An 18,175-nucleotide genomic window follows, 5' to 3' on the forward strand; every position below is an offset into this window, starting at 1 on the left:
TCAATTAGCAGACATAGAAGGATATCTACTAGCAACTAACATTTCTGATTGTTGATCCAATTTACTGTAGACTTGACCATCATTCCAGATTGATTGGATATGAGTTCCCAAAGCTTTGATAAAGCCTAAACCGTAAAACATAGCACGAGATAAAACCGCAACAAAAGAACCACTTTTGTTACAAGGTGGATGTCCAAAAACCTGACAATCAAATAAACGAGCGTATAGGCGTAAAGCTTCGTTCAGTGTCAGATTTTTCAAACTCATTAAGAAATGGTTGTGATAGAAAGTGAGTTGATATTTGAGCGATCGCGTACTAATATCATGACAACCACCCGTTTCTTCACCTAAATGTATTAAATGTGCTTCTGGGTCGTACCAAATTTTATATCCTGTCTGTCTTATTCTCAAACAAAAATCCGATTCTTCCCGTACAGCACTACCGCGAAATCTCTCATCAAATCTTAAACCAAACTTACTAAAAATTTCACGGCGAAATGACATATTACATCCCCTCGCTGTTAGCACTTGTTGGGGTTTTATTGTGTGTACTAAATCAATATAATACCAAGCAATACCTGGATCCATCGCTTGGGGAGGTAGGTATTCAATCTGTAATTTTCCACCTGATTCACCCAATTTCATTCTGTCAAATACTCGTCCAGCAACAGCCCCAATTTCTGGATTTTGGAAATAATTTTTTGCATGAGCCATTAAAAACCCAGGCGTTAACTTCACATCATCATCAATAAATAAAATTATTTCTCCAGATGAGCGACGCACACCATAATTCCGCGCTCCTGGTAAACTAGCCCAATCTAGACGAAACCATTGAATTTTACCCTGTGCAGAGACTTCTTCTAAATAAGCTTGAATTTCTGGTTGGTGTTTTGGAGATTGATCTACTACTAAAACTTCAAAATTGGGATAGTCTTGATTGAGAACATCCACAATGCTATCTCGTAGTGCTTCCTCTCGTCCGTAGGTTGGAATAATTACGGAAATCAAAGGCAAATTATTCATGTGCTTTTATTCTCAAATAAATTGTTTTTTAGATAGTAGAATTACCTGTTATGATATCTATTTCTTTAATAGAAATATACTCAATTAAAACTTGATTTGTAGACGCTTTTTCTTGTTGACTTGTTCAGGATCGGCATCTTCCTTTTCTTGTTTATCCAATGCTGGCAATTTGAATAGTATTCCTGCAAAAAACCAGTAGTATACAGCCACCGGATCAACATCTAAAGGATAGTAGTAGGTGTTGTAACTAATAAACAATATAAACACCCACATAGATGCTCCGTAACTGCGGAAATTACGGTTTTTTATTGAGCGATAAGTCTTGAACCCTGTAAATGTCAGGACATTGACTAAAGCGAAAAAACCCAACACACCAAAAATCCCTACCTCATATAAAACTTTTGGATAGTAAGTTTCTACTAACTTAGTCTCACCCAATGCACGCGCCGAGTTAGTCGCCCGACCTAAGCCACTTCCGATAGGAGTGTCTACGTTTTTCCAGTTTTCCTCAAATTGCTGAATGATAAAATCTTGCGGTGGTGAAGCATTCCAACGATTAATAAAACTGTCAGTTCTTTCTTGGACAACCTCTGGGTTATTCACCATTGCAATGCCCAGAATTAGCACTAATCCTACTCCTATAGGGAGAAACCGTTTTAGGTTAGCAATTTGACCAGTCAACAATAGTAACAATACAAAGCAAGTAGGTACTAATGCTAGGGCAATTCTTTGTCCCGAAACTACAGCATTAACAAAGATTAAAGCTAAAGAACCTAAACTTGTTAGCCGCCAAAAAACTGAGGGATCAGAAAAGCCTGTAGCGAAAGCAAAAAAGGTGCTAGAAATTAAAAACCATGCCCATTGCCAAGGAGCAACAAATGTTCCTGGTAGACGAATAATTCCTTGACTGGGACTATAGACTAAAGATCCACCAAAATAACATCGCGCATCAAGTGTGGCTTTAAATAAAGCTGCACCTTCTAAATTTCTTGTACCTTCACAAATCCCAACTACTAATAGTATGTATTGAAGCAGTCCTAGTCCACAGCAAATTAGAATGAGAACAATTTGTAAACGCGTTATTCTGAGAAAATCTTTTTTATCACGAATGAGATAATAAGCACAAGTAATTAAAGGCACATAACCTAAAAATACTTTTAAACCTAAAATTCCTAAGCCTATGGGTATTTCCTTAACTGGTGTTTTGAATAGACCAGCAGGTGGGGGGTTAAGTTGCTGTCCGCCATTGATAAATACTAGAGTTAATAAACTGGAAGCTAAGACAAAATACAAAGGAATTTGAATTTCTTTAGGGATAACGAATGGTAGTTTCTGTTTGCGGCAAATCTGCCAAAGCGCGATCGCCGCTGGAACGTAAAATGAATCTTTAGCTAATTGCAGAACCGGACTGTTGCCAATGTAATAAGTAATTGTTCCTCCAAAAGGGACATAAATCAAAAAGCCAATTAAAGCCTGGCGGGGGTATTTGTATGAAAAAGACATCACAATCACACCCAAGACAGCAGGTAATGCTGCCTTAATTCCAGCGGCTAAAAACAACAAAAAGCCTAAAAATAAACCGCCAGAAAGGGATTTAGTCAGCAAATCCATGAATTCTTTGCGGTCTTTGGTTGCTTTTCGCTTTTGGGCTAACCTTTCTTGAAGACTAAGAGTAGGTGCTTCCTTTGCAGGCTGCTTTTTTGAGTTTTTTGATTTCTGAAATTTTGATTTTACTTTTGTCATAGCAGCGCTCTAGCCTATTAGCCTTTGTATAAAAAGTGCTGAATGCTGAGTCATAAATAATAGTTTCTCGCCTCTACTTTACCAGCGCTTTTTCTTGGTTTATGATGGCTACTTAACTTAATCCCGAAAGCTAAAACCTGATAATAACATACATAAAGCTTGTGTCTAATGAGACTCAAAAAAAGACATCGATGCAGAAATCTCAACCTTTTCCTCTCGGAATTATTCCTGGCGTACACCGCCAACTACTGGTTTGACTTGGTTAGTAGAAAATGGATCTGTACCACCAGTCCAATTAAAGTCACTAATGCGAATGCTGAAACCGCCTAATTCTAAGACAGGATTGTAGCGTAGCGTAATGCCATAGGTGCGGCGACTGTATTCCAAAATATAATCTGTACTGGTTTCTCTGCCTGTATCCAAGTTAATTGATGTTTGAAAACCGATCCGGAATGGCCCATAAATTTGTTGCACAATTCCCGCACTCAGGGTTTGAGTATCAACGGATCTGTCAAACAAAAAAGGTGATAATCCGCTATTTAAACCTTGAGAGTAACTGATATTAAAAGCTGTGTAATCTAAAAAAGGACGAGAAAAATGTCCAATCTGTCCAACTAAGCCAACTGTACCAATTAGAGTGCTTTGGTCATCACCACTGGTGTAATAGCTAGTCGTACCTGTGACACCAGCGATCGCACTTAAATAAGGAACTACAGGATTGGCTGTGTAGCGTAAGCCTTGGGTCGCGGTAGCTGGTAATGGTTTTCCTCGCCATAGGGACACACCAGTACTGAGAGCGACGCTGGCTTGCAAACGACCCAAAGAAATACGCTCAATGCTTTGGTTGGAGTTAGATTCAAACAAGTCTTGACGATCGCTATTAGCATTGATGTATTGTGCGCCTGCTTGATAACTAAGGTTAATGCCACTTTTTCCTAAAGGAATTATCGGAGAGGTGACAATAGCACCCAAACTACTTTGAACAGTTTGAAAGCCGAGAGAACCGTTATATAAGCGATCGCGGTAACTATATTCCAAGTTCAAAATATGGGGATTGACATCGCCCAATTGCTGTTGCAGTCGCAAACTCGCTCGCAGATTTTCGTCTACATCGGTCAAGTCAAAACTCGTTAATTCTCCAGAACCTCGCAGGGTTGTTTTTGGGCCTAAAACGGCATTCAGTTTACTTCTCACACCAAACAAAGACGCTGGATTGCTAAAACCTCCTTGGGCAGCTTTCTGCACAAACAACTGTGGCGTGATTGTCCAACGTGCTTGTTCTGTATTGATGGGTGTAAAACTCCGCTCCACGTATAAACCACCCCGGTCATCACCATCATAACCAGGAGAAACAATTGCTGGAGTTACTTCTTGTTCCCGACGGTCAATGGTCTGGCTATCTACTGGTATGGGTAAGCTGACACCTTGATCAAAGACTAAACGCTGACGTTCGGTTTTAATGCGGTCGATTAAGGGGGCTTGGCGTGTCAAAGTGACTTTACTGGCACGTAACTCTAATTCGGGAGGCGAAAATGGGTCATTGGTAATTCTTACATCCCTAGCTTGCCAACCTCGCGGATAAAAATCGATGTGTTTGGCTTCAAACCGCAATCGCTTGACTTCTCCACCTTGTTTTGGGTTTGGCAGATTGCTTGCACCTCGACCACCTACAACAACATTAATTCCTCCCGGACTTCTGACACCAGTTAGTGGCTGATTGGCACGAGCGCGATCGCTTGGTGTTATTTGTGGCACACCACCCGCCGTGATATCAGTGGGTAAAAAGCCTAAATCGGTTGAAGCTGAAGGAATATAAATTTCACCACTACCATTTTCTAATTCCCCACTGTCTTGCAGGAAATTATAAGTAAAACGTTGACCCCGCAATAATTGATCGCCCCTAGTGAGAGCAACATTGCCTTCACCCACAGCAATTAAATTGGCTAAATTGACTTGTAGGCGATCGGCATTCACTACAGCCCCATCAAATCGCACTACCACATTACCTTCAGCCGTGACAATTCGCCTTTGCTCATCATACTCCTGCCTATCGGAAATGACTTCAACAATTCTCTCCCTAACTACTGGTTTTGTAGTAGGAGATGGCTGTTGGGGAGTCGGGGAAGTAGGTGTTAGTTGAGTTGGTGGGCTAGGAGATTTGAATTCTATATTTGTTGGCGGATTCGATTCGCTGGTGAGGTTGCGAGACTTAAACTCGATAATATTTTGGACTGGCTGATCACTCGGTACATGATCAGTAAATGTACCAGAAAGATTGATAGTTTCTGGTTGCTGTGCTGGCGCAGTAGTTGTATTTTGGGCTTTTGGCTCGATTACTTTTTCAGCGACAATTTGTTCTGGGGATGGGAATTGCTGAACAGTCGAGCCAGCCTGCATTGCATTTTGACCGCTGACATTCACTGGCTGAATGCCATAACTAATACCTAAAGGTTGCCCTAAACTTGCCGCATTTTTGGATGTGGAGAAAGGAGACAGTGCTGATGGTAAAGTTTCTGGGCTATTGGGAGTAGGTAGAGTTTTTGTAGTGACTATATTATCTGGAGCCGTTGCGATCGGCACTAGCTGAGGGGACGCATTTTTACTATCCGCAACATGGATGCTTTGTGGCTTTTCTGCAATATTTTCGGGATTACTAACTGTATCTACAAACGAATAAGTTTGGGTATTGCTAACCGATGACAGAGAACTTGTAGATTTTATAGGTTCAACAACAGGAGGCGGTGCTGGCGGCAGAACTGGATGAAGCATATCTGGGCAAAATTAACCTAACAAATAGCCAACTGATAGCCGGAAAGATGAACTAACTTTTTGTCTTCCGACTTTTGCTTTCTGCCTACGTGCAGCAAGCCGCTAAAAAGAGGAAATTGCATTGTCTAGGACACTGCTTTGCCTAAATTGCTTTTGTTTTTGGCAGAGGGCGGCTTCCTACTAGGTAGCAACTTTGCCATCAGCTAAACTCATCAAAAGCCCACTGTCTGTTGGAGTTTTAGAGGCAGTATGTTTCACCACTAGTCCTGTGGAAAGAAACCCAGTTACTGCGAAGGGAAACTCCGTTTTAGCCACTGGCTGCGGATTTTCCCTATTGTAGCAACTGTCATTTAGTTGTAGGCGTAAAGCCTTCCCGTAGGATAGCAAGCAATTGTCCGTGACTTTGGGTGTTTTCCACCTTCTGGCAGTCGCGGATAATTTGTCTTGTTCTTACTCTAAATCCCGACGACCGGGGTTACGAGCAGGATCGTTTGACAAAAATCCGAAGACAAAAATAGTCAAAAAGAAGGCAACAACAATATAAACAGCGATTTTTAAAGTCAGCATAGAAATATCTCCAAAGGGGTTCAGAAAAAAGCTTCTCTCGGTATCTGCCATGCAGAAAAGATAGCTCCTTTATCTTACCCAAATCTTGTCTCGTTTTGAGCGGACTCTGTTGAGAGTGGAGGGCTATGTTATGACCACCCCATAGAGTATGGCACAAGTTTGGTTATTATCTCATGCTGTGGTTTGGTTTTATTAGCAGATGCCTGTGAGATGTGTTGTTGACTGGCTAATCTTGTGACGCTGATTAATGCCAGAGGTTTCCTGAAGTTTTAGGGTGTGGGGGTATAGGGTGTAAGGGTGTAGGTTTTTATGTTTTGCCTCAAAAACATTGATTTAGGGTGTAGGAGTGTAGGTGTTCAAAACCCTTACTTACACCCCACCCCCTTACACCCTTACACCCAGCCTCAACTACAAACAGAAGCAGTTACAGTTTCAAACCAGCTTTAGCTTGAATATATTCTTCTAATTCGATTTTCACTGGTACAGTATTCCAGATTTCTTGACAATATTCTTTGATGGCTCGATCAGAAGAAAACTTACCCATGCGTGCTGTATTGAGAATTGACATCTTTGTCCAGTGTTCTTGGTCACGGTAAGCTTGATTTACCTGATCTTGGCAGTCGATGTAAGACTGGTAATCGGCAAACAGCATATAAGGATCGTGATACAACAGCGAGTCTACTAGTGGACGGAACAAATTAGTATCGCCATGAGAGAAAAATCCCGAACTGATCAAGTCAATCACTTCTTTCAGTTGAGAATTGTTGTGGTAATAGTCCCAAGGGTTATAACCTTTGGCTTTCAAATCGTAAACTTGTTCTGTTGTCAATCCAAACAAGAAGAAGTTTTCCGCTCCCACTTCTTCACGGATTTCGATATTAGCGCCATCAAGTGTGCCAATAGTAAGCGCACCATTCATGGCAAATTTCATATTGCCAGTACCGGAAGCTTCTTTACCCGCAGTGGAGATTTGTTCTGACAGGTCGGCGGCTGGGTAAACCCGTTGACCAAACCTGACGTTGTAATCAGGTAAGAATACTACTTTTAAGCGATCGCGCACATCAGGATCATTGTTAATTACATCACCTACGGAATTGATCAGTTTAATAATCAATTTCGCTATGAAATAGCCAGGAGCGGCTTTACCACCAAAAATAAAGGTGCGGGGTGTGATTTCTAGGCTGGGATTGTCTTTGATGCGTTTGTAGAGGGTAATGATGTGCAGCACATTCAGGTGTTGTCGCTTGTACTCATGCAATCGCTTCACCTGAACATCAAATAGCGATTCTGGATTGACTTCAATCCCGTGATTTTCCTTAATATAAGCTGCCAAATTGTCTTTAATTTCCTGCTTGGTTTCTCGCCATTCTCGACGAAACTCAGCATCTTCCACAAAAGCTTCAAGTTGCTTGAGATCCTCTAGATGATCAATCCAATTGACACCAATTTTGCGTGTGAGCAAGTTAGCTAGTTGGGGATTACTTGCTACTATCCAACGGCGTGGTGTAACACCATTAGTTTTGTTGCTGAACTTCTCCGGCCAAAATTCGTAAAAATCCCGGAGAACATCACGCTTGAGTAACTCTGTATGTAAGGCGGCGACACCATTGATTGCATGAGAACCAACACTGGCTAGGTGTGCCATACGGACATACTTTTCACCACTTTCATCAATTAAAGATAACCGTGCTAGGCGATCGCTATCATCAGGATATTTAGCACGAACTTGACCTAAGAAACGCTGGTTAATTTCATAAATAATTTGCAGATGTCTGGGTAGTAAGTTACTGAATAGTCTTAAAGGCCACTTTTCTAGAGCTTCTGGTAACAAGGTATGGTTCGTGTAGCCAAAGGTATTTTGGGTGATTTGCCAAGCTTGATCCCACTCTAATTGATGCTCATCTACCAATAGCCGCATCAATTCCGCCACACCGATGGATGGGTGGGTGTCATTAAGTTGCACCGCAAATGATTGGTGGAAAGTCTCTAAGGTTTCTCCTTTTTGCAAGTGCAGACGGATCATGTCTTGCAAGGAACAAGAAACAAAGAAATATTGTTGTTCTAGGCGCAGTTCTTTACCTTTAACCAAATCATCATTGGGATAGAGAACTTTGGTAATGTTTTCGGAAACTACTTTTTTGTTGACTGCACCGTAGTAGTCGCCGTCGTTAAATGCTCGGAATTCAAAAGACTCAGGTGCTTCTGCTTTCCACAAACGTAAGGTATTGGCAGTATTGACGCGATAACCTGTGATGGGTGTATCGTAGGGAACACCTTTGACCACTTTATCGGGAATCCAACGTACCCGATAGCGGCATTTTTCATCATAATAAGCTTCGACACGACCACCGAATTTGACTTCTATGCTTTCTTCTGGACGAGCAATTTCCCAAGGATTACCTAAGTGCAGCCATTTATCTGTAATTTCAACTTGCCAACCATCGCGAATTTCTTGGTCAAAGATGCCAAATTCGTAGCGAATTCCATAGCCAATGGCGGGAATTTCTAAGGTGGAAAGGGAGTCCATGTAACAGGCGGCCAGACGACCTAACCCGCCATTTCCCAGTCCTGGCTCTTCTTCAATTTCGCGCAATTGCACATAATCTAGCCCAGATTCTGCAACAGCTTGGCGGACTATATCGTAAATTCCTAGATTGATTAAATTATTACTTAAGTGCGGCCCTAAGAGAAATTCTGCCGATAGATAACTGACAACTTTGACACCTTTTTTTGTATAAGTTTCAGTGGTTTTGAACCAGCGTTGCAACATGCGATCGCGCACTGTATAAGCCAAAGCCATGTAATAATCATTGGGCGTGGCTGTAGCCGGAACTTTACCTTGAATGTAAAAAAGATTATCAGCCAGGGCGCGTTTGATGGTTTCTTTACTTAACCCTGTGCGATCGTCTTCAAATTCACATAACAATATTGGAGCTTGCTCAAATGTCGTCATAATTCTTTCCTATTGAGAACAGAGAGTAAGCAAGAGAGAAATCAGAAATCCTAATTCCTGACTTAGCACTCAGCCCTAAGTCATCACAGTTGGTTCCGTCCCGTTAGTTCTCAGTTCTGAACTATTTCTTCAGCACGAGTAATGAAACAAGCAAGTACTTATAAGGAATCAAGGTTATATTCGGCGGTATATGTTTCGTAGGTTGCTCAATATAGCCGTTTGCAGTTGAGTTTAATACAAACCTAACCCCCAACCCCTTCCCTACAAGGGAAGGGGATTAAGACTCAAAGCCTCTACGCCACTTGCTACAACGGAGGGAACCTCCGCAACACAGTGGCTCCTCCTTGTAGGAGAGAGGTTTGGAGAGAGGTCAAAAATGTACTGAACTCAACCAATAACTGCTATAAACTTTTAGGATTGCACCTTGAGTACCTGTACCGGAAAGTTGCACCACAATGAGAGAACCATCGGTAAAGCCAATGCGAATACCCTGTTTCTGACTAATGCTGTCGTTAACAGGGTCGGTATAACTTAAGTCATCGCTATTCTACGGCTTGATTAAATTGAAGGAAAAAAAAGACACACTTTTCTTTAGATGCGGGGGTAATTATGTCCGAGAAATTTCTACTCCTCTCTCTGATAATTGCTGACTCATGCGATTTTTGATGACTCGTGCAGGTATACCTATAGCAACTGAGAATGGCGGAATATCTTTGGTGACGACTGCGCCTGCACCAATTACACTACCTTGTCCAATAGTTACACCATCTAACACTGTTACTCCATGCCCTAACCAACAATCATCTTCAATTACTATTCCTTTGCGAGTAATGCCTTGGTATTTAATTGGCTCTAGCGGATTGGTAAAATTGTGATTATTGGCAAATATACCTGAGTGAGATGCAATCATACAGCGCTTGCCAATTGTAATATCTCCTGGCCCGGCGATAGATACATTAGGGCCAATAAAGGTTTCTTCATTGATATAGATACATGTATTTTCTAAACGCCCGATATCAACGTTACGTTCAATAGCTACGCCATTACTTAAATAAATTTTATTGTTTGAGTGTCCTTGAGCATCTATACGCACACCTTTAAAGATATACACTCCTTTGTTTATTTCAATCCGATCAGTGCCTAAAAATTCCACGCCATTTTGAATATAAACTGGACTATCTAACCGAGAAAAAATAGAGCGATATAACAAATTACGGAGTTTTGTTCCAAAAGCAATTGTAGGAATGTCTGCTAATAAAGTCGTGAGTAATAATTCTTTGAAGCGTTGGAATTTTGCAGGAAATATTTGGTTATTCATGACTTGATATTTTTTGGGTAAATTTGTGTTGGCTGCATTGAAGATGCTGATTTTTTGGTAGTGCCGCTTATCTGGAATTGCTCAAGTTTTAAATCGGTTAAACATTAAGCCACAAACTTTCAATACTTTTTCATAGTTTTTGGAAAAACTAGCAGGCTAAAAACTATTGTTGATGAAAACTGCAATCTTATCTAATTAGGGCGATCGCCACAGATAATTTATCTCGACATCAATTACTATTGCCAACTCTAACTCGGTGCATAGTAACGATGCTTCGGGAAGCAAGATACTAATGTCTGCTACGATTATTTTCTTGCTACTATACAGATTGCAGTTTCACATTCAGACTATTAAATAGTTTGAGTAGCTTGATATCTGCCATTATTTAATTTTGCTCAAGCTTCAACAACAGCAATATATATTGAACTGATAAGCTCAAAATTGCTGCGAAATTCTTATCAATCAAAATATAGTATTGGTTGAAATTGTCTTGTTATTCTGATATTCAATTACAATTCCACTAAGGTGGAGTATCACCAACTTCAGCCATCACATTAAAATTGACCATCGGTGCAAACAAATAAGCGCTTCCCCGATTGTAATGGCGACTTTCTTGCAATAAATTTTTAGAGTATGCCGCTACGCTCATGTTGCACACGGATGATTTACAACTTAACCAAGTCACGATTTCATTGAGATGGTTGGCTTTTCATAATAGTTGCTTCCCAGAATAACACATTTTTTTTGTAATGACTCACTCGCAAGTAGTAAGTTTATAACAATATGATTGATAGAATAAAATTAGTAACTAAGACAACATTCATTTACCAGTAATTACCAAAATTAAAAATTTTATACTCATCATTAAAAGAACATTGAGAAAATATAAAATTTTTCTCCTATTGTCAGTTGACAGAAACTTGTTTCCTTTAATTAGAAAACTTTAAATTTATTTATAAAATTGTTTTGATTCAAACAACACAGGCTGTAGAGAAAGCCGCAAATGATATCTGCCCTACTGTTTGCAAGTTATATTACTCAGAGTGCAACGATGAAAACATTTTTAGCAGCCATAACCATAATTTCAAAATTTGTAAATCACCCGATCAGGTGAGCCAAATGGACGATGTGTCTAGATTCTTCCCTATTATAAATTTTGAATTCTAGAGAAAATACACGTTTTTAGCAGGAATCCTCACAAGAAAATCACATTTACAGACTAAGCTCCTCTCATTTACTGCCGCACTTGGTTGAAATTATGGTTGAAATTAAACAAATCGTCCAGCAAGCTTTTAGAACTGGTTATTTAAGTATCGCCGAGCAAAACCAGATACAAGTGTTACTGCGGCGAGATTATGACTCAGAAGACTTGGATGCTTTTATTATTTTGCAACGTGCGATCGCCTCTGGTGAAGTTCAACGAGAGTCAAAACATCGACAAGCCAATTCTCCATCTCCCAACAAGGATAGGGATAGAGCATCTACATCTAATATAAAGCTTGCTTACAAAATAGCAGCAGAGCTTGCTTATGCAGCAGCTCAGACTCTCACAATGCCAAAAAATACCCAAGATCAGCCTTCTTTGGGAGGTTAAACATTGCTAATTAGACATTATCCTCTCTGTTCTGGCTGCGATAGAGAGTTTTTATGCCATTCCTTTGACAAATTCAATCATTAGCTAATTATTAAATTTTGCTCACCAAGCTGACACTAAAGGAGAACACAAAAAAAGCAAAAATTTGCTTGGCGCAAGGTTTAGCGATAACTTTACTCTAAAGTTTTTAATACTTAACAAAGTCACAAGTACTTTACAAACACAGTATAAAGAATTGGCATCATTGCATAAAGACAGTAAACAATAACCATAGCTGAACTTGGAGAATTGCTACCCTATGCAGCCAATTCGCACATTCAATGTTTCCCCATCACTACCACCGCGCCTGGAACCACTGCGACGGCTGGCATATAACTTGCACTGGGATTGGAATGTTGACACCAAAGATTTATTTCGCCGTTTAGATGCAGATTTATGGGAATCTAGCCGTCATAACCCAGTATTAATGCTGGGTACTATCTCCCAAGCACGGCTTTTGGAGGTAGTTGAAGATGATGGCTTTTTAGCGCAAATGGATCGCGCCGCCCGCCAATTAGAAGATTATCTCAAAGAAGGAACTTGGTATCAGAAACAACGCGCTCAAAAGCCAAAAGAATGTTATGCCTATTTTTCGGCAGAGTTTGGCTTAGTTGATTGTTTACCTATTTATTCTGGTGGTTTAGGCGTTCTAGCTGGTGATCACTTAAAATCTGCCAGTGACTTAGGACTACCGCTAGTTGGTGTAGGTTTACTGTATCAACAAGGGTATTTTGCTCAATATCTCAATGCTGATGGCTGGCAACAAGAACGTTACCCCATCAACGATTTTTATAATATGCCCTTGCATTTAGAACGCAATCCCGACGGTTCAGAATTACAGATTGCGGTTGATTATCCGGGGCGCAAGGTGTATGCCAGAGTGTGGCGCGTCCAGGTGGGAATGGTGCCTTTGTACATGTTAGACACCAATATCGAACCCAATAACCAATATGATCATGACATCACAGATCAGTTGTATGGTGGCGATATCGATATGCGTATCCACCAAGAAATCATGTTGGGCATCGGTGGCGTGCAAATGCTGAAAGCTCTGGGTTATGATGTCACGGCCTATCACATGAATGAAGGCCATGCTGCATTCTCAGCTTTAGAGCGCATCCGCATCTTGATTCAAGAAGAAGGTTTGAGCTATGCCCAAGCCAAACAGGTAGTGATGTCTAGCAACATCTTTACGACACACACACCTGTACCTGCGGGGATTGACTTGTTCCCTCCTGACAAGATTATGTATTATCTGGGATACTACGCAGATATCTTTGGCTTGCCTAAAGAGCAGTTTTTAGGATTGGGACGAGAAAATACTGGCGATTTATCCGCACCGTTCAGTATGGCAGTGCTGGCGTTGAAAATGGCAACGTTTTCTAACGGAGTGGCGCAGCTGCATGGTGTGGTATCGCGGCAGATGTTCCAAGGTTTGTGGAAGAAAGTCCCTGTCGAGGAAGTACCAATCACCGCTATTACCAACGGTGTTCACGCTCGCAGTTGTGTGGCTAAATCAACGCAAGAGTTGTACGATCGCTACTTAGGGCCAAATTGGTCATCAGTACCACCAGAAAACCAATTGTGGGAGCGGATGGAAGCAATTCCCGATGAGGAGTTGTGGCGCAATCACGAACGCTGCCGTTTGGATATGGTACTTTACGTGCGGGATCATCTCGTTAAGCATTTGCGCGATCGCGGTGCTTCACCTTCGGAAATTGCCCAAGCCCAAGAAGTATTAGATCCCTATGTTTTAACAATTGGTTTTGCCCGTCGTTTTGCTACCTATAAACGCGCTACGCTATGGATGCGTGATTTAGAGCGCATTCAACGTATTTTACTTGGTGATAAAAGCCGTAAAGTCCAATTTGTCATAGCTGGTAAAGCCCACCCCAAAGATATCCCCGGCAAAGAACTGATTCGTGAAATCAATCATTTTATCCGCGAACATCATTTAGAAAAACAAGTAGTTTTCGTTCCTAACTACGATATTCACATATCTCGGTTAATGGTGGCTGGTTGCGATGTGTGGTTGAATACACCCCGTCGTCCACGGGAAGCTTCGGGTACTAGCGGTATGAAAGCTGCGATGAATGGCTTACCAAATTTAAGTGTTCTTGATGGTTGGTGGGATGAAGCTGATTATGTCCGCACAGGTTGGGCAATTGGACACGGCGAAAATTACGACGATCCCAACTATCAGGATGAGGTGGAAGCTAACGCCCTCTACGATTTGTTAGAGAAGGAAGTTGTGCCTTTATTTTATGACCACCGCGACGAAGATGGTTTACCTCGGCATTGGGTTGCCAAAATGAAAGATGCAATTCGCTTGAACTGTCCATTTTTCAATACAGCGCGGATGGTACGGGATTATGCCCAGCAAGCTTATTTCCCAGCCAGCGATCGCTGTCATACTTTAGTTGCTGATAATTATGCCCCAGCTAAAGAATTAGCAGCTTGGAAAGCTAAACTCAGCGACCACTGGTTTAACATCAGAATCAAAGATATTGATGTCTCAGTGGGTTCAGATATTAAGGTTAACCAAAGCGTTGCTGTTAAAGCCAAAGTTGATTTAGCAACTTTGAGTAATGATGATATCCAAGTGGAGTTATATCAAGGTGCGATCGATGCCAATGGTGAAATCGTCAATGCGATTCCCGTAGTGATGGATTACCAAGGGCAAGATCCCCAAGGCTTGAGTGTCTACACAGCAGATATCATCTACACTACCTCTGGTTTTCAAGGCTTGTCCTTGCGCGTGTTACCCAAGCACCCACATTTGTCTAGCGCTTATGAACCAAGATTGATTGCTTGGGCAGAATAAGTCAATTTTAGATTTTGGATTTTGGATTTTCGATTACTAATCCAAAATCTAAAATCTAAAATCTAAAATTCTTTGAGGGATGACAATGTAACCTGTCGTGCGATCGCCTAATACTAAGTTGCGTTGTTCGCCCCAATACCACCAGTGTGCAGCAACATAAGCGCAGATTAAACTATCTAGTTTGTCTTCAATTGCTTTGAGTGCTGCACCTGTGGAAGGTAAAAGGAAAAAGTCAAAAGGAAAAAGATGGGATTGTGGCACTTTCAGGGTAGGTTCGAGAGTTGGTAAAATTTCGAGAATATATTGATAAAGTTTAATTAATTCGAGGCGACGCTCATTGATGCGTCCTTTTTTATATTTCAGAATGCGTTCTAAACCAAATAAATGCACTATGGCAGGGTGAGGAAAAACTTCTATTTGATACCTGCCGAGTTTTTTAGGTTCGATACTTGGTGCATGGGCATAACCACGCGATTCTAATTCTAAGCCAAAGTTAATAGTGCGCTCTGCAAAAGGCAAATTCTGATTTGCGGGATAACAGCCTGCATGATATTTACCAAAGTATTTATGGCTGAGTTTATCTGGTAGGCGGCTACCTGTAGCGTTAGGAATGAGAGTAGGCGCATCCACTGCAATGATGGCTGGTTCTTCTGGTTTTACCCAGGTATCTATCCAATTTAAAATGTCTGCGATCGCATCTTGACGGTCTAAATCTATTAATTGCAATTTACCATCTATTAATTGTAAACAGCATAAGCCACTTGGTTGTGATTTCCAGCCTAAATCAATGCCAATAAATTTCATTTAGATATAAGTAATTACTGCGAATTAAAATACACCCTTAATTTTAATACTATTACACTAAAACTTTGATACAGATATTTTCTTCGTAAGAAAGCAGATGTACTCCCTTACTAATTATATTTTTAGATTTTAATGTATTGGTTATAATAAACATATAATTACTTACAATATTAAAATACAATTATACATATTATTAAATAATAGCTACTATTTTGAGTTTTTACTTAAAAACACGAGGAGTAATTATTTAAAAAATTCCTAAATTTAAGAGAAGCAGAGAAATAAATATTTATTTCTCTGCTTCATTAACTTAATAGCTTAAGAGGAGAGATTTTTCAAACTAGCTCAAAATTTAATTGCTAAGAGCAAGTTATTAAAACTCATTAGTACTGGCTTTGAGAACCTTCTCCGCCAAAACAACTCTGTCCAGTTAAACACTTAGCAAACGGTGTTACGGTTATTATGTTCCCTACAATCAGACGTGCTGAGGGTTGGGATGCGATTGGCGATGTTTCTTGAACTGGTTCTTCACGAGTTGGTTCTTCACCACCATACTTGGGTTTACATCCACCAGATAAAAGCTGCTGTTTCTCTGGAGCTAAATCCATCAATAAATCAGAAGAAATTGTTTGAAGCAACATAATTCTTTACCTCACTTACGTTTTATAGGTGTTAATCACCTATATTTCTGTTATAAACTGATTTCTTACTCAATAAATTATTCTTTGGACATAAAAAAATAAACTAGAATTCTATCTTTAGACATTGGATAAAAATTGGTTAACTCATATTTGTTGAATTGATAAATATTCATTGATTTTTGCATAAGCAACTTAATTAACGTGCGCCTCCGCTGGAGACACACGTCAGTTTTAGAATAGGTGTAAAAGCTGCTGACTAAATCAGCTAAATAATCTTGCTAGTCAGGAAAAAAACCTAAACAGGTTCTAACTTATAACTTGCTTGTTCTTGTTGTTTAACTTCCTTTTCTTGCTTTAATTCCTGCAATTGTGCATCTAATTGCGCCTTCACTTCATGGCGGAAAGTAAAAAAGTGTTCACCTAAACTCAACGCTACAAAATAGTCATATAATAAATGAGGTTTTTGGATGGCGATCGCTAACAATTGCCACCAAAAAACCCAGCGCGTCGAACGTACAATCCCCTGTCGCCAAATAATTACAGGAAACAAACGTAATTCATGCCAAGTTAAAGGACGTTTACCTTGAGGAATTTTGCCTGACATCATTTTAAAATGCCGAAAAGTGCGTTGCAAATATGGTATTGGCTCATATAAATTCCAAAAAGTATCGATATACTCCTGGATAATTTCTTCCAAGGGACGAGTCGGGACAAAATTCATCAAGGCTTTTTGAGAACCCATAAAATCCATTAAGCCTTCATTCAATCTTCCTTCTTGTTTCAGACGAGTCCACATAGCTGTATTGTGCAATGCTTGCAGCAAACCTAAATGCGCTTGCGGAATACCCGTCTCTTCTACAAATTCTTGAATGCGTTGTCCTGCGCCTTTTTTCTCACCATCAAAACCGATAATAAACCCAGACATGATTTGTAAGCCAGCACGGGTAATTTTAATACAAGATTCTACTAAGGACTGACGAGTATTTTGTTCTTTATTAGCTACAGCTAAACTTTCTACATCTGGTGTTTCAATTCCCATAAACAGCATTCTGAATCCAGCTTGCACCATCAAATCAATCAATTCGTCATCTTCTGCCAAATTCAAAGATGCTTCTGTGAGTAACATAAACGGATATTTCCGTTCTTGCATCCAAGGAATTAGCGCTTTTAAAAATACCTTGGCATTGCGTTTATTGCCAATAAAGTTGTCGTCTACAATAAATATTAATCGTCGCCAGCCTTTATGATACAAAACTTCCATTTCTGCCAGCATTTGTTCTGGAGTTTTTGTACGTGGCTTGCGACCAAATAAATTGATAATGTCACAAAATTCACATTGAAAGGGACAACCGCGCGAAAATTGCAACGTTACTGCAAGGTAAGCATCTAAATCTAGCAAGTCGAAACGCGGAATAGGTGTTTCAGTGACATCTGGTTTTTCTGTAGCGCGAAAAATTCCTTGTTCTTCGCCTTGTGCTAAAGCTTCCAAAAACAAGGGAATAGTGCATTCTCCCTCATCCAAAATTAAATAATGTGCGCCAGCTTCTAAAGCAAATTCTGGAACTGATGTGGCAAAAGGGCCTCCCACTGCGACTTTTTTACCTAAAGCTACTCCTTTTTGAATCAATTCCCACAAATCTTTTTTCTGGATAATCATTGCAGAGATGATGACTAAATCACACCAATCCCAATCTGCATCAGTCTCCAGACGCACATTGCGGTCTACTAGTCTCAGTTCCCAATCACTAGGTAACATAGCTGCAACTGTAATTAAACCCAACGGCGGATTTGTCGCGCGTAAACCTGCCAAATCAAGGGTTTCTTGGTAAGACCAGAAGGAATTAGGCATGATTGGCCAGAGTAGTAAGGCTTTCATCAGCGCACACCCCGGAATGGAACA

The 18,175-nt window shown here is 40.4% G+C and carries 13 protein-coding genes and 1 pseudogene; 2 read left to right on the forward strand and 12 right to left on the reverse strand.

The annotated features are described in order from the left end of the window. The 9 genes and pseudogenes from hpsN to ACMX3D_RS22255 all read right to left on the reverse strand — a co-directional run bounded on the left by hpsN (position 1) and on the right by ACMX3D_RS22255 (position 11,022). The gene (gene hpsN / locus ACMX3D_RS22215; protein ID WP_482747987.1) at positions 1 to 1,023 is read right to left on the reverse strand and encodes a hormogonium polysaccharide biosynthesis glycosyltransferase HpsN; all 1,023 of its coding nucleotides are present in this window, start codon (positions 1,021 to 1,023) and stop codon (positions 1 to 3) included. A gap of 84 nt (positions 1,024 to 1,107) precedes the next feature. Then, positions 1,108 to 2,766, reverse strand: a complete 1,659-nt coding sequence (hpsL, locus tag ACMX3D_RS22220; RefSeq protein WP_482747988.1) for a hormogonium polysaccharide biosynthesis protein HpsL — start codon at positions 2,764 to 2,766, stop codon at positions 1,108 to 1,110. A 222-nt stretch (positions 2,767 to 2,988) separates the two neighbouring features. After that, entirely contained in the window at positions 2,989 to 5,535 is a 2,547-nt protein-coding gene (locus ACMX3D_RS22225; RefSeq protein ID WP_482747989.1) for a DUF3769 domain-containing protein, read from the reverse strand. A 180-nt stretch (positions 5,536 to 5,715) separates the two neighbouring features. Next, positions 5,716 to 5,850, reverse strand: coding sequence for a hypothetical protein (locus ACMX3D_RS22230; protein WP_482747990.1), 135 nt, complete (start codon positions 5,848 to 5,850; stop codon positions 5,716 to 5,718). A gap of 135 nt (positions 5,851 to 5,985) precedes the next feature. Then, entirely contained in the window at positions 5,986 to 6,102 is a 117-nt protein-coding gene (locus ACMX3D_RS22235) for a photosystem II reaction center protein I (RefSeq protein WP_482752401.1), read from the reverse strand. Positions 6,103 to 6,526: 424 nt separating this feature from the next. Continuing rightward, positions 6,527 to 9,055: a glycogen/starch/alpha-glucan phosphorylase gene (locus tag ACMX3D_RS22240; protein ID WP_482747991.1), complete on the reverse strand. Its 2,529-nt coding sequence runs from the start codon at positions 9,053 to 9,055 to the stop codon at positions 6,527 to 6,529. Between the two features lie 403 nt (positions 9,056 to 9,458). After that, positions 9,459 to 9,599 (reverse strand): annotated as a pseudogene (locus ACMX3D_RS22245) (hypothetical protein); the annotation flags it as partial. Positions 9,600 to 9,662: 63 nt separating this feature from the next. Continuing rightward, positions 9,663 to 10,373 carry an acyltransferase gene (locus tag ACMX3D_RS22250; protein WP_482747992.1) on the reverse strand — a complete coding sequence of 237 codons (711 nt, stop codon included), beginning with the start codon at positions 10,371 to 10,373 and terminating at the stop codon, positions 9,663 to 9,665. Positions 10,374 to 10,893: 520 nt separating this feature from the next. Next, on the reverse strand, positions 10,894 to 11,022 hold the full coding sequence (locus ACMX3D_RS22255; protein ID WP_482747993.1) for a hypothetical protein: 129 nt from the start codon (positions 11,020 to 11,022) through the stop codon (positions 10,894 to 10,896). A 609-nt stretch (positions 11,023 to 11,631) separates the two neighbouring features. Here ACMX3D_RS22255 and ACMX3D_RS22260 point away from each other — a divergent pair. Both ACMX3D_RS22260 and glgP read left to right on the forward strand, forming a co-directional pair. Next, the gene (locus ACMX3D_RS22260) at positions 11,632 to 11,967 is read left to right on the forward strand and encodes a hypothetical protein (protein WP_482747994.1); all 336 of its coding nucleotides are present in this window, start codon (positions 11,632 to 11,634) and stop codon (positions 11,965 to 11,967) included. Positions 11,968 to 12,265: 298 nt separating this feature from the next. After that, positions 12,266 to 14,830, forward strand: a complete 2,565-nt coding sequence (gene glgP / locus ACMX3D_RS22265) for an alpha-glucan family phosphorylase (protein WP_482747995.1) — start codon at positions 12,266 to 12,268, stop codon at positions 14,828 to 14,830. A gap of 48 nt (positions 14,831 to 14,878) precedes the next feature. On the opposite strand, the gene ACMX3D_RS22270 is transcribed toward glgP, so the two are convergent. The 3 genes from ACMX3D_RS22270 to ACMX3D_RS22280 all read right to left on the reverse strand — a co-directional run bounded on the left by ACMX3D_RS22270 (position 14,879) and on the right by ACMX3D_RS22280 (position 18,151). Beyond that, the gene (locus ACMX3D_RS22270; protein WP_482747996.1) at positions 14,879 to 15,634 is read right to left on the reverse strand and encodes a DUF429 domain-containing protein; all 756 of its coding nucleotides are present in this window, start codon (positions 15,632 to 15,634) and stop codon (positions 14,879 to 14,881) included. 383 nt (positions 15,635 to 16,017) lie between these two features. After that, complete coding sequence (locus ACMX3D_RS22275; RefSeq protein WP_482747997.1) at positions 16,018 to 16,275, reverse strand: hypothetical protein; 258 nt, start codon at positions 16,273 to 16,275, stop codon at positions 16,018 to 16,020. Between the two features lie 295 nt (positions 16,276 to 16,570). Continuing rightward, positions 16,571 to 18,151, reverse strand: a complete 1,581-nt coding sequence (locus ACMX3D_RS22280) for a B12-binding domain-containing radical SAM protein (RefSeq protein WP_482747998.1) — start codon at positions 18,149 to 18,151, stop codon at positions 16,571 to 16,573. Positions 18,152 to 18,175: the final 24 nt, after the last annotated feature.

It is taken from the genome of Anabaena sp. TISTR 8404 (assembly GCF_056847745.1).